This is a genomic window from Polymorphum gilvum SL003B-26A1, assembly GCF_000192745.1.
Classification (GTDB): Bacteria; Pseudomonadota; Alphaproteobacteria; order Rhizobiales; family Stappiaceae; genus Polymorphum; species Polymorphum gilvum.
This window is the reverse complement of record NC_015259.1, coordinates 1,680,823-1,693,604: the sequence shown is the minus strand read 5'-3', so window position 1 is coordinate 1,693,604 and position 12,782 is coordinate 1,680,823. Positions and strand designations below refer to the sequence as shown.

Below are 12,782 nucleotides of genomic sequence, written 5' to 3'. Positions count from 1 at the left end.
CGTTCCGGAGTCTCTCGGACGTCGAATTATACGTATTTATACGCAGTCTCGCCACCCTCGACGCGCGTCAGGGCGCGGCGCAGGCGTCGAATCCGGCCGTTCTGGCGATCGCGATGAGTTCCGGACGATATTCGAAATGCATCGTGTCGAAGTGATACCAGCGTCCGCCCCAGATGAACCCATGCCGTTCGAAGACCTCCACGATCTCCATCGGCACCCTGTTCTTGTAGTATGGCACGTCTCCCGGCCTTCCTCCCGCCCATAGCCAGTAATCGGCATAGGCTGTATCGAGATCTATCGCTGCACCGAAACTGTGAACGGACAGCCTGTCTGTTCCCGCTATGACTCTCCAGTTGAAGGTTCCAGCACTCTTTGACGCGGGCTGCATGACGGTTTCCGGAAGCTTCGCAAGATCGTCTCGAACCTTCAGGAGCGCCCGGTCCATGCCCTGGGCCGTCGTCACTTTCAACCGGGCGCCGAACCAGTCGATGGTGGTCAGCTGTCGGATAACCGCCTCCCGGCTGGCGCCATAGAGGCGCTTCAGCAACGCCTCGGAGCGGACGCGGCCCGGATCGATATCGACCTCCGACCGCGTCTCGCACGGCCCGATCGGATAGGGCTGCGACAGCATGTCCTCCACGTCCGCGCTTTCCAGCGCCTGCGCATGGGTCTTCGTCCGCCCGTCGTCGATGGCGAGCGGCGGGCCGCCGTCGCGGAAGTGCAGTCGCCCGTCCGCCACATGCGACAGGCTCTGCGGATAGGCGGCGACCAGTAGCGCGAGCTTGTCGTCGAGGCTCAGTCCCCATGCCGGCGCGGCATGACCCGCAAGGACGCAGACCAATCCGCACCACAGGGACAAGACATTGAAAAGACGTCTCAATTGACAGTCACATTGACCGAGTTCGGGTAGATCTCGACCCGAATCCAGACGTTCTCGTTGACGATCCGCCACGCCGCGCTCGGGTCGATGTAGCCGTTCAGGATCATCCGCTCCATGCGCTCGCGGTTGTTGGCCGAGGCGAAGAAGCGGTCGCCCTGATCGCCCGGATCGCGGATGCCGAAACGGTGGAAATTGGCCCGGTCCTGGCGGATGATCTGCCAGGGTTCGGTCAGCCTTGCCCCGCGGGAATTGTAATGGTCGGCCGGCCCGAGGAAGGCGACATAGACCTCGAGCAGTCCGCCCTGCGCCCGGCCGGCATCGGAACCGGCCAGGGCTGCGGCCGCAGCCAGACCGGTGATAGCGAAAAACCGTTTCAAGGCGCTGACCATGGCTTGTCCTCCATCCTGTCGATATCCGCAGCCATCCTACAGACCCGTCGCCAGGCCCATGTTGATCTTGGTCAACGGCGCCCGCGATCCGCTATTCTCTCCCATTCCGCCTCCCGATCTGGTAAACCGGCCGTCAAAATCGCCCCCGGCCCCCGAATCCGCCAACGCACCGGACGCCCATGATTCCCAACGACATCAAGATCACGCCCGACCTGGTTGCCGCCCACGGCCTGAAACCCGAGGAATATCAACGCATTCTGGACCTGATCGGGCGCGAGCCGACGTTCACCGAACTCGGCATCTTCTCGGCCATGTGGAACGAGCACTGCTCCTACAAATCGTCGAAGAAGTGGCTGAAAACCCTGCCGACCACCGGTCCGCGGGTCATCCAGGGTCCGGGGGAGAATGCCGGCGTGGTCGACATCGGCGACGGTCAGGCCGTTGTTTTCAAGATGGAAAGCCACAATCATCCGTCCTACATCGAGCCCTACCAGGGCGCGGCGACCGGGGTTGGCGGCATCCTGCGCGACGTCTTCACCATGGGTGCTCGCCCGATCGCGGCGATGAACGCCCTGCGCTTCGGCGAACCGGACCATCCGCGCACCCGGCACCTCGTCTCCGGCGTCGTCGCCGGTGTCGGCGGCTACGGCAATTCCTTCGGCGTGCCAACGGTCGGCGGCGAGGTCGAATTCCATGCCCGCTACAATGGCAACTGTCTCGTCAACGCCTTCGCTGCAGGTCTTGCCCGCACCGATTCTATCTTTCTTTCCAAGGCTGAAGGTATCGGCCTGCCGGTTGTCTACCTCGGTGCCAAGACCGGACGCGACGGCGTCGGCGGCGCCACCATGGCTTCGGCAGAATTCGACGACACCATCGAGGAAAAGCGCCCGACCGTCCAGGTCGGCGATCCGTTCACCGAGAAGTGCCTGCTCGAGGCCTGCCTCGAACTGATGGCGACCGGTGCCGTCATCGCCATCCAGGACATGGGGGCGGCGGGCCTGACCTGCTCGGCAGTCGAGATGGGCGCAAAGGGCGATCTCGGCATCGAACTCGATCTCGACAAGGTGCCGGTGCGTGAAGAGCGCATGTCGGCCTACGAGATGATGCTGTCGGAAAGCCAGGAGCGCATGCTCATGGTCCTGCGGCCCGAGAAGGAAGCCGAGGCGGAAGCCATTTTCCGCAAATGGGGCCTCGACTTCGCCATTGTCGGCAAGACCACCGACACGCTGCGCTTCATCGTCAAGCACCAGGGCGATGTGGTCGCGGACCTGCCGATCAAGGACCTCGGCGACGAGGCGCCCGAATACGACCGGCCTTGGGACCAGTGGCAGAAGCGCCCTATCCTGAACGCAGCCGACATCCCGGAACCTGCCGACTATGCCGAGACCCTGCTGAAGCTCGTCGGCGGCGCCAACGGATCCTCGCGCCGCTGGGTCTACGAACAGTATGACACCCTGATCCAGGGCAACACGGCTGCTCGGCCCGGCGGCGACGCCGGCGTCGTCCGTGTCGAAGGCACCCGCAAGGGCCTTGCATTCACGGTCGACGTCACGCCCCGCTATTGCGAAGCCGACCCGTTCGAAGGCGGCAAGCAGGCCGTCGCCGAGGTCTGGCGCAACCTGACGGCGGTCGGCGCCGAACCGCTGGCCGCGACGGATAACCTCAACTTCGGCAACCCGGAACGCCCCGAGATCATGGGCCAGTTCGTCGGCTGCATCAAAGGCATCGGCGAGGCCTGCCTGGCACTGAGGTTCCCTATCGTCTCGGGCAACGTCTCGCTCTACAACGAGACCCAAGGCAAGGCGATCCTGCCGACGCCGGCCATCGGAGGCGTCGGCCTGCTGCCCGACGTCACCGTCCGCGCCGGGTCGGCCTTTGCCGGCGAGGGCGATACGATCATCATCGTTGGCGGGATTGGATCCCACCTCGGCGCCTCCCAGTACCTTGCGGAGATTCTCGGCCGCGAAGAGGGGACACCCCCACCGGTCGACCTCGCGGCGGAGCGGCGAAACGGGTTGCTGGTGCGCCAGTTCATCGGCGCCCGCCGCGTGACTGCCGTCCATGACGTGTCCTCCGGCGGCCTCGGCGTCACCCTGGCGGAAATGGCCATGGCCAGCGACCTGGGGGCCACCGTGAAGCTGTCCGGGCTGGCCCATGCCGCCCTTTTCGGCGAGGATCAGGGCCGCTATGTCATCACCGCACGAGCGGACGATGTCGACAGCCTGCTGGAGGATGCTGTTGACGCTGGTGTCGAGGCACAGCAGATCGGCACGGTCGGCGGCACCGATTTGACTGTTGAGGGCATCCTCACCATATCCGTTGCAAAGCTGCGGGAGGCACACGAGAATTGGTTCCCAGCCTACATGGCGATGCAGTAGTGCCAGCAAGACCTCCAGAAAAAGACCAGGACAAGGACCGCCCAAATGCCGATGGACGCAAACGAGATCGAAACCCTGATCAAGGCAGCCCTGCCTGACGCAAAGGTCGAGATCCGCGATCTGGCAGGCGACGGCGATCATTACGCTGCAAACGTGATCTCCGAGGCGTTCCGGGGCAAAAGCCGTGTCCAGCAGCATCAGATGGTCTATCAGGCGCTGAAGGGAAACATGGGCGGCGCATTGCACGCCCTGGCGCTGCAGACCAGCGCGCCGGACTGATCGAACCGATCCGACATACGACGGGACCTGCCCACCCCAATTCGACCGAACTCCAGGCCTTCGATGCCTGGCCTATCATCAAGGACGGACACATGAGCATTCAGGACTGGATCAAGAACGAAGTCGACAGCAACGACGTCGTGCTGTTCATGAAGGGTACGCCGAACTTTCCGCAGTGCGGATTCTCGGGTCAGGTCGTGCAGATACTCGACTACCTGGGCGTCGACTACAAGGGCATCAACGTGCTCGAGGACGACGAGATCCGCCAGGGGATCAAGGAATTCTCCAACTGGCCGACCATTCCCCAGCTCTATATCAAGGGGGAGTTCGTCGGCGGGTGCGACATCATCCGCGAAATGTTCCAGAACCGGGAACTGCAGTCGGCCTTCACCGACAAGGGCATCGCGGTCCAGCAGAGCGCCTGACCTGATCGCGTCTTGCCTTCCGGCTGTGGACGGCCGCTCCTGCGAGCGGCCGTCGTTTTGTGCCCGCTCGGCAATTTTTGCCGAATCGCCTAGCATGAACGTCAGGTGAATGCCGGATTAAGGGTCAGTACAGTCGTGTACCGCCATTCTCCGTCCTGTCGGACAAGGACCTGGACAGGTCCGCCAATCAGGGAGCGGGGACGATGTTGAAGCTTTCGATCGCGACTTTGGGTATTGGTCTGGTGGGATATGCCCTCTCGCCGCAGGCGGACGACAGGGCGATGAACCTGCGCCGTGTGGAGTGCTCTACCCTCACGATTTTTGCTCCGGCCGAACGGCTGACGGACGAGGAACTCTGTCGCGCCCACGGCGGGTTGGCCAAGGCGGGCGCCGCGCCGTCCGAATCTGGTCTGGTCATTCTGGTGCGCAACCGCCCGGCGGGCGGGTTCGAGGGACTCGGCGACATCCGTTGAGCGGATCCCACCACCAAGGTTCAGAGGCAGGCATTGCCTCTACTGCGCGGCGAACAGGGAACCGAGCATCGCAAGGCTGGCGCCGCAAGGCTCCTCCGAACTAGAGGACGCTGCCTCGACAGCATCAGCCCTTGGACTCAAGCCATTGAAATCATAAAGGGACCGATCGAGCAGATGCGACGGGCGGGTGTGCGCGAGGGCGCGCGCCATGACCCCGAGCCGGCCCGGCGCCTGTTGTTCCCAGGCCTGCAACATGCGCTTGATCTCCTCGCGCTGCAGGCCGTCCTGGGATCCGCACAGGTTGCAGGGGATGATCGGGAACGCCATGGCACGCGCGAAGCGGGCGATATCGTTTTCGGAGCAATAGGATAGCGGACGCAGAACGAACAGGTCGCCGTCGTCGTTAAGCAGTTTCGGCGGCATCGATGCCAGCCTGCCGCCGTGGAACAGGTTCATGAAGAAGGTTTCGAGGATGTCCTCGCGGTGATGCCCGAGTACAATCGCCTCGCACCCCTGTTCTCTCGCGATGCGATAAAGGATTCCGCGACGCAACCGTGAGCACAGTGAACAATAGGTCTTGTGGGCAGGGATCTTGTCGGTGACGATCGAATAGGTGTCCTCGCGCACGATGACGTGCTTTATTGCGTTCTTCTCGAAGAAGGCCGGCAGGACATCGGCCGGAAACCCCGGCTGAGCCTGATCCAGATTACAGGCGATCAGATCTACTGGCAGTAATCCGCGCCATTTCAGGTCCATGAGGACGGCAAGCAGGGTGTAGCTGTCCTTGCCGCCGGACAGGCAGACCAGCCATTTCGGGGGGTAACCGTCCGCGCGGGCCGGCAGCATGGCGTAGTCCTCGATGGCCTGGCGGGCCTGGCGCAGCAGGCGCTTACGCAGCTTCTTGAACTCGACCGAGGACGGCGCGGAGCGGAACAGCGCCGGGCAGTCGCCGTCTTCCCCCGCCCCGTCGAGATCCGTCTCGGCCGTCGTCGCATTGCCATCCGTCACTGCCTGTCCCCCGTTGCCTTCGGTGGTGCGCTTGCTTCGCCGCGATGTTTATACCCTGCCTCGCCGCCTCGCAATTGTGCCGTCGAAGCGCGACAGGCCGCACAAGGCCTTGGCCGGCCGGCCGGACCGACCCGTCCCGGCCCGGCCCGGCCCGCAGTTTGGCAATCCCCCGAAATGCTGTAGACAGGAACCGGCGGGCCAGCCGCGCGTATACGCATCGACCCGTCCCGTCCCAACGTCCAGCCGGTGCCCGACCCATGACCTACTGCCTTGGAATCCTGTTGCGCGACGGCCTGCTGCTGGCCTCCGACTCGCGCACCAACGCCGGCATCGACCAGATCGCCACCGTGTCCAAGCTGACGGTGTTCGAAACGCCGGGCGAACGGGTGATAACCGTGCTGTCGGCCGGCAACCTGGCGACGACGCAGGCGGTCATCGCCTGGCTGAAGCAAAGCTATGGCAGTGGCGATCAGAGCCGAGATCTCACCTTGTCTCTGACACTCTTCGATGCGGCGCAGAAAGTCGGCGACACCTTGCGCGATGTAATCGCCCGCGAGGCCGAATTCGTCCAACCCCACGGCGATCCGTCCGCGTCCTTCATCATCGGCGGCCAGATCGCCGGCGAGGATCCCCGCCTGTTCCAGATCTACTCTGCCGGAAACTTCATGGAGGCCTCTGAGCGGACACCGTTTCTTCAGATCGGCGAGACCAAGTACGGCAAGCCTATCCTCGACCGGCTGCTGGGCTCGGACACCAGCCCGAGCGAGGCGGCCAAGCTGACGCTGCTGTCCTTCGACGCCACCATGCGAAGCAACCTGTCGGTCGGCCCGCCGTTCGATCTGATGATCTACGACAGGGACAGCTTCACGAGCGCGCGGCAATACTGCTTCAACATCGAGAACGACTATCTGAAGGCGTTGCGAGAGCAGTACAGCGCAGGTCTGCAGGACCTGGTCAAGGGCCTGCCGGAACCGCCCCTCTAGGCGCTCGCAAACACCGCTAGAGACCCGCCGGAAACCCGCCGAAACGCTGCCAAACAAGCAAAAAGGGCTGCCCGAACGGGCAGCCCTTTGACATTCCGATCGCGAACCGGTCAGCGCGAATAGAATTCGACGACCAAGTTCGGTTCCATCTGCACCGGATAGGGAACCTCGGAGAAGCTGGGGATCCGGGCAAAGGTAGCGGTCATCTTGCCATGGTCGGCGTCGATGTAGTCAGGCACGTCGCGCTCGCCCGACTGCGCGGCCTCAAGCACCAAGACCATCTGCTTGGAGCGCTCGCGCACCTCGATGACGTCGCCCGGACGGCAGCGGTAGGAGCCGATGGTGACGCGCTTGCCATTGACCTTGACGTGGCCGTGGCTGACGAACTGGCGCGCGGCGAACACGGTCGGCACAAACTTGGCGCGGTAGACGATGGCGTCGAGACGACGCTCGAGCAGGCCGATCAGGTTCTCCGAGGTGTCGCCCTTCATGCGCGAGGCCTCGGTATAGACCTTCTGGAACTGCTTTTCGGAAATGTTGCCGTAGTAGCCCTTGAGCTTCTGCTTGGCGCGCAGCTGCACGCCGAAGTCGGACAGCTTGCCCTTGCGGCGCTGGCCGTGCTGGCCGGGGCCGTATTCGCGCTTGTTGACCGGGCTCTTGGGGCGACCCCAGATGTTCTCGCCCATGCGGCGGTCGATCTTGTGCTTCACGCTGTGGCGCTTCGACATCGCGGTTTCCTTGTCGTGTCGTGGTTTTTGTAAGGAAACGCGCCCTCCTTTATCCTCAGGCCCGAAGGCCGACGGATCGACAGGGTCCCGGCTGAGCGGCGCCGGCCGGAAACCCGCGGGTGCGTAGTCCGCCCGGAGCCCTGCCCCGCGCGGATCGCGGGTGTCTAGCCGAGGTGGGGCGAAAAGTCAAACGGCCACGCGGGCAAAGCGCGGGGGACGATGGCTTTTCCTCGGTGCCCCGGATACCTGCCGCCGGTAATCGCCAAGAATGCCGCATGCCTCCCGCCCTTCCGGACCAGCACGGCACCGTCTCCCGCCCTTAGCCCGCCACCGTCAGGCCGAAGCCCTGCATCAGGCGGCGGGTGGGGAAGTCGGGGCTGCCGGAGGTGAAGACGGCGTGGTCGGTCTGGGTCCGGTCCTTCAGATGCGCCAGCGCCGGCACCAGGCGGCGGGCCTGGCGGGCGATCGCCTCGGCCGGGTCGAGCCAGTCGACCGGCCACGGCGACAGCCGGCGGAACACGTTGGCGAGGAACGGGTAATGGGTGCAGGCGAGCACCACGATGTCGGTGCGCGCGCCGTCCTTCTCCAGAAAGCAGTCGGCGATCTCGGCGCCGACCGCCTCGTCGGAAAGCGGCTCGCCGCGGATATAGGCCTCGGCCATGGGCGCGAGGTTCTGCGAGCCGACCAGACGCACGTGGCACTGGCTGGCGAAAGACTGGATCAGTTCGCGCGTGTAGGCGCGCCTCACCGTGCCCGGCGTGGCGAGCACGGAAACCAGGCCGGAGCGGGTGCGCTCGGCCGCGGGCTTGATCGCCGGCACGGTGCCGACAAAGGTGCGGTCGGGGAAGGCGGCGCGCAGATCGGCGCCGGCGAGCGTGAAGGCGGTGTTGCAGGCGACGATGGAAACGACCGGATCGAAGCGGTCGAACAGTTCGGCGAACAGCGCCAGCAGCCGGGCGCGCAACGGCGCCTCGTCCCAGCCGCCATAGGGAAAGGCGGCATCGTCGGCGACATAGACGAAGCTGCGCTCCGGCATCAGCACGCGGGCCTCGCGCAGCACGGTGAGGCCGCCGATGCCGCTGTCGAACAGGAGCACGGGGCCGCTCACGCGCTGCCCTCGCCCGCCTCGCCCGCCTCGCCCCCCTCGCCGCCGAGCAGGCCTTCGTCGGTGGCGTCTTCAGGCGGCATGTCCTTGCGCGGCCGGCTCGGCCGGCGCTCCAGGGCGGCTACGATGCCGCGCAGGGTCTTGACTTCCTGGTCGGTCAGCCGCGCCTTCTGGAAGATGTTGCGGATGTTGCGCACCATGTGCGGGCGCCGCTCGACCGGGCGCAGGAAGCCGGCGCCGTCGAGCGCGCCTTCCAGATGCTCGAAGAAGCGCAGGAGGTCGGCCTTGCCGGCCGGCGGATTGGCATCCTCGTCGAGGGCAAAGGGCAGCGCGCCGCGCGTCGCCGTCTTGCGCCACTCGTAGGCGCAGACCAGCACCGCCTGGGCGATGTTGAGCGAGGCGAAGGCCGGGTCGACCGGCAGGGTGACGATCTCGTCGGCGAGCGCCACCTCGTCGTTGTTGAGGCCCCAGCGCTCGCGGCCGAACAGGTAGCCGGTGGCGAGCCCCGTGGCGCCGTAGCCAACCACGGTCGCCGCCGCCTCGTCGGGGCCGCGCACCGGCTTGGCGACCTCGCGCGACCGCGCCGTGGTGGCGAAGACGAAGGAAAGGTCGGCGACCGCCGCCTCCAGGCTGTCGAACACCTGCACGGCATCGATGACATGGTCGGCGCGGCTCGCCGCCGCGCGCGCCTTGTCGCTCGGCCAGCCGTCGCGCGGGTTGACCAGGCGCAGGTCGACGAGGCCGAAATTGGCCATGGCGCGGGCGGCGGTGCCGATGTTCTCACCGAGTTGCGGCTCGCACAGGATCACCGCCGGCGGACGGATATCCACGGCCAGCGCCTCGTCGCGTATATTGGCGTTGCGTGTCATGGGCCGGGGATGTAGCGGAAGCCGCGGCGAAATGCCAGCGCGCGGTTGACGCGCCGCAGGCGGCAGGCAGGCGGCTCGGTGCGTATCGTCCCCCCGTCGTCTCCCCGTCTTCCCGATGACGCAGGCCGGGCCTATCCTCGGCGGCACCGAAACACGCGACGAAAGGCGAAACCCCATGGCAGACAGCGCACGGCAGAGCGCCGACTACAGCGAGAAGGTGCGGGAAAGCTGGGTCTGGTTCCTGCTGCTCGGGATCCTGCTCGTGGCCGGCGGCCTTGTGCTCGTCGCCGCGCCGCTCGCCTCGTCGATCGCCATAACCCTGCTGATCGCGCTGGTGCTGGTCGGCGGCGGCGCGGTGCAGATCTACCACGCCTTCCGGTGCCAGGGCTGGACCGGTTTCCTATGGGACCTGATCACCGGCCTGATCGCGCTGATCGGCGGCGTCGTGATCTACACCCAACCGCTCGCCGGCACGCTGGCGCTGACGCTGGTGGTCGCCGCCGTGTTCCTCGCGCAAGGAGCGGGACAACTCGTCTTCGCCTTCCGCCTCAGGCCGCACGACGGCTGGGGCTGGATCGCGGCGGCCGGCGTCGTCTCGCTCGCCGCCGGGGTGCTGATCTGGTTCGAGTTCCCCTCCTCCGCTGCTTGGGCGCTCGGCCTGGTCGCCGGCCTGTCGGTCGCCTTCAACGGCTGGAGCTACATCACCATCGCGCTCGCCGCACGCCCTGTCGCTTAAAGTATGACCGGCGGCCACTGGCGCTCGATTGAATGCAAGCGTATACATCTGACCGGATCCGCCGCGGCGGGTCCGGCAACCGAGTTGCGAGCGAATGGCGAGCAAGTTGCGACTGGGGGGCGGTTCGACTAAAACTGCGGCGAAACGGGAGGGTCCACCGCAACCGGGACCCAGCGGCGGGAGGCCGCAGGGCGTCTCGAGGGTCCGCTGATTTCGTCGATCGGGCGCGGCCGGGGCGGATGCCGGCGCGCCTGCCGCTTCCTTCCGATCCCACATCCAGCCTCAGGAACGACACCATGGCCGAAAACGGACGTCCAGACATCCTCTACACCAAGGTCGACGAAGCCCCGGAACTGGCGAGCGCCTCGCTGCTGCCGATCATTCGCGCCTTCACCAAGCAGGCCGGTATCACCGTCGGCATCAAGGACATCTCGCTCGCCGGCCGTATCCTGGCCGCCTTCCCCGACTACCTGGCCGACGCGCAGAAGCAGCCGGACGACCTCGCCGAACTCGGCACGCTGGTCACCGAGCCGGACGCCAACGTCATCAAGCTGCCCAACATCTCGGCCTCGCAGCCACAGCTGAACGCGGCGATCAAGGAATTGCAGGCGCAGGGCTACAAGCTGCCCGACTATCCGTCCGAGCCGGCGACCGAGGAGGAGAAGTCGGTCAAGGCGCGTTACGACGCCATCAAGGGCTCGGCCGTCAACCCGGTGCTGCGCGAGGGCAATTCCGATCGCCGCGCGCCCAAGGCGGTGAAGGAATACGCCAAGAAGAACCCGCATTCGATGGGCGCCTGGGCACCGACATCCAGGACCCATGTCGCGACCATGGAGCATGACGACTTCGCCTCCAACGAGAAGTCCGTGACCGTCCCCTCCGCCTCCGCCGGCAAGGCGCGCATCGAGCATGTCGCCAAGGACGGCACGGTGACCGTGCTGAAGGACAACTTCGCCCTGGAAGCCGGCGACGTCGTCGACGGCACATTCATGAGCGCGAAGGCGCTGGCCAAGTTCCTCGTGGAGCAGATCGCCGACGCCAAGGCGCAGGGCGTGCTGTTCTCGGTGCACCTGAAGGCGACCATGATGAAGGTCTCCGACCCGATCATCTTCGGCCACGTGGTCTCGGCCTTCCTGAAGGACGTCTTCGCCACGCATGCCGAAACCTTCGCCGCGCTCGGCGTCAACCCGGACCTCGGCCTCGGCGACCTGGAGGCCAAGGTCGCCACCCTGCCGCAGCCCAAGCGCGGCGACGTGGAAGCCGACATCAAGGCCGCACTCGACGCCGGCCCGGCCATGTACATGGTGAACTCCGACAAAGGCATCACCAACCTGCACGTCTCCTCCGACGTCATCATCGACGCGTCCATGCCGGCCCTGATCCGCGCCGGCGGCAAGGGCTGGGGCCCGGACGGCAAGGAGCACGACGCCAAGTGCGTGATCCCGGACAGCTCCTACGCCGGCGTCTATGACGCGGTCATCGAGTTCTGCAAAAAGAACGGCGCGCTCGACCCGGCCAAGATGGGCACCGTGCCGAACGTCGGCCTGATGGCGCAGAAGGCCGAGGAATACGGCTCGCATCCGCAGACCTTCAAGGCGGCCAGCGACGGCACCATCCGCATCGTCGACGCGGCCGGCAGGACCCTGATCGAGCACGCCGTCGAGGCCGGCGACATCTGGCGCGCCTGTCTTACCAAGGATGCCCCGATCCGCGACTGGGTCAAGCTCGGCGTCAGCCGCGCCCGCCTGTCGGGCATGCCGGGCGTGTTCTGGCTGGACAGGAACCGGGCCCACGATGCGGAACTGATCAAGAAGGTCGAAACCTACCTGCCGGAACACGACACCTCCGGCCTCGACCTGAAGATCATGGCCCCCGCCGACGCGGCGCGCTACTCGACCGAGCGCATCGCCAAGGGCCTCGACACCATCTCGATCACCGGCAACGTGTTGCGCGACTACCTGACCGACCTCTACCCGATCCTGGAGGTCGGCACCTCGGCCAAGATGCTGTCGATCGTGCCGCTGATGAACGGCGGTGGCCTGTTCGAGACCGGCGCCGGCGGCTCGGCGCCCAAGCACGTGCAGCAGCTGGTGGAGGAGAACTACCTGCGCTGGGATTCGCTCGGCGAGTTCTGCGCGCTCGGCGCCTCGCTCGAGCACCTGGCAAACGCCAAGGGCAACGCCAAGGCCCAGGTGCTCGCCGACACGCTCGACAAGGCGATCGAGAAACTGCTCGACGAGAACAAGTCGCCGCAGCGCCGGGTCGGCCAGATCGACAACCGCGGCAGCCACTTCTACCTCGCGATGTACTGGGCACAGGCGCTCGCCGCCCAGGACAGGGACGCGGCGCTGAAGGCGCATTTCACGCCGATCGCCGACGCCCTGACGACGAACGAGGCAAAGATCGTCGCCGAGCTGAACGGGGTGCAGGGCAAGCCGGCTGACATCGGCGGTTACTACCACGCCCCGGCCGACAAGGTCGTCGCCGTGATGCGCCCGAGCGCGACGCTGAACGCGATCATCGGCTGAG

13 protein-coding genes are annotated in these 12,782 nt (G+C 65.8%); 7 read left to right on the top strand and 6 right to left on the bottom strand.

The genetic code is table 11. The features are described 5' to 3' along the window. Positions 1-67: 67 nt before the first annotated feature. Complete coding sequence (locus SL003B_RS07955; RefSeq protein WP_206771964.1) at positions 68-952, bottom strand: M15 family metallopeptidase; 885 nt, start codon at positions 950-952, stop codon at positions 68-70. Then, complete coding sequence (locus SL003B_RS07950) at positions 877-1,269, bottom strand: hypothetical protein (protein ID WP_013652322.1); 393 nt, start codon at positions 1,267-1,269, stop codon at positions 877-879. The genes SL003B_RS07955 and SL003B_RS07950 overlap by 76 nt, the downstream gene beginning before the upstream one ends. 179 nt (positions 1,270-1,448) lie before the next feature. On the opposite strand from SL003B_RS07950, the gene purL reads away from it, so the two are divergent. The 4 genes from purL (at position 1,449) to SL003B_RS07930 (ending at position 4,824) form a co-directional block, all read left to right on the top strand. Continuing rightward, positions 1,449-3,647 carry a phosphoribosylformylglycinamidine synthase subunit PurL gene (gene purL / locus SL003B_RS07945; protein WP_013652321.1) on the top strand — a complete coding sequence of 733 codons (2,199 nt, stop codon included), beginning with the start codon at positions 1,449-1,451 and terminating at the stop codon, positions 3,645-3,647. Positions 3,648-3,692: 45 nt separating this feature from the next. Continuing rightward, the gene (locus SL003B_RS07940) at positions 3,693-3,926 is read left to right on the top strand and encodes a BolA family protein (RefSeq protein ID WP_013652320.1); all 234 of its coding nucleotides are present in this window, start codon (positions 3,693-3,695) and stop codon (positions 3,924-3,926) included. Between the two features lie 92 nt (positions 3,927-4,018). After that, positions 4,019-4,351, top strand: coding sequence for a Grx4 family monothiol glutaredoxin (gene grxD, locus SL003B_RS07935; protein ID WP_013652319.1), 333 nt, complete (start codon positions 4,019-4,021; stop codon positions 4,349-4,351). A 203-nt stretch (positions 4,352-4,554) separates the two neighbouring features. Next, the gene (locus tag SL003B_RS07930; protein ID WP_013652318.1) at positions 4,555-4,824 is read left to right on the top strand and encodes a hypothetical protein; all 270 of its coding nucleotides are present in this window, start codon (positions 4,555-4,557) and stop codon (positions 4,822-4,824) included. 39 nt (positions 4,825-4,863) lie between these two features. On the opposite strand, the gene ttcA is transcribed toward SL003B_RS07930, so the two are convergent. Then, positions 4,864-5,832, bottom strand: coding sequence for a tRNA 2-thiocytidine(32) synthetase TtcA (ttcA, locus tag SL003B_RS07925; protein ID WP_013652317.1), 969 nt, complete (start codon positions 5,830-5,832; stop codon positions 4,864-4,866). A 257-nt stretch (positions 5,833-6,089) separates the two neighbouring features. On the opposite strand from ttcA, the gene SL003B_RS07920 reads away from it, so the two are divergent. Next, entirely contained in the window at positions 6,090-6,815 is a 726-nt protein-coding gene (locus SL003B_RS07920; RefSeq protein ID WP_013652316.1) for a proteasome-type protease, read from the top strand. A 110-nt stretch (positions 6,816-6,925) separates the two neighbouring features. Here the strand turns inward: SL003B_RS07920 and rpsD are convergent, their stop codons facing one another. The 3 genes from rpsD to SL003B_RS07905 form a co-directional block, all read right to left on the bottom strand. Further along, entirely contained in the window at positions 6,926-7,543 is a 618-nt protein-coding gene (rpsD, locus tag SL003B_RS07915; protein WP_013652315.1) for a 30S ribosomal protein S4, read from the bottom strand. A gap of 319 nt (positions 7,544-7,862) precedes the next feature. Further along, the gene (gene murI / locus SL003B_RS07910) at positions 7,863-8,651 is read right to left on the bottom strand and encodes a glutamate racemase (protein WP_041375436.1); all 789 of its coding nucleotides are present in this window, start codon (positions 8,649-8,651) and stop codon (positions 7,863-7,865) included. Continuing rightward, positions 8,648-9,478 carry an RNA methyltransferase gene (locus SL003B_RS07905; RefSeq protein ID WP_242390350.1) on the bottom strand — a complete coding sequence of 277 codons (831 nt, stop codon included), beginning with the start codon at positions 9,476-9,478 and terminating at the stop codon, positions 8,648-8,650. Before SL003B_RS07905 ends, murI begins: the two co-directional genes overlap by 4 nt. Before the next feature lie 214 nt (positions 9,479-9,692). Between SL003B_RS07905 and SL003B_RS07900 the strand changes: the two genes are divergently transcribed. Beyond that, positions 9,693-10,253, top strand: a complete 561-nt coding sequence (locus tag SL003B_RS07900) for an HdeD family acid-resistance protein (RefSeq protein ID WP_013652312.1) — start codon at positions 9,693-9,695, stop codon at positions 10,251-10,253. Positions 10,254-10,549: 296 nt separating this feature from the next. Further along, on the top strand, positions 10,550-12,781 hold the full coding sequence (locus tag SL003B_RS07895; protein ID WP_041375435.1) for an NADP-dependent isocitrate dehydrogenase: 2,232 nt from the start codon (positions 10,550-10,552) through the stop codon (positions 12,779-12,781). Position 12,782 lies beyond the last annotated feature (1 nt).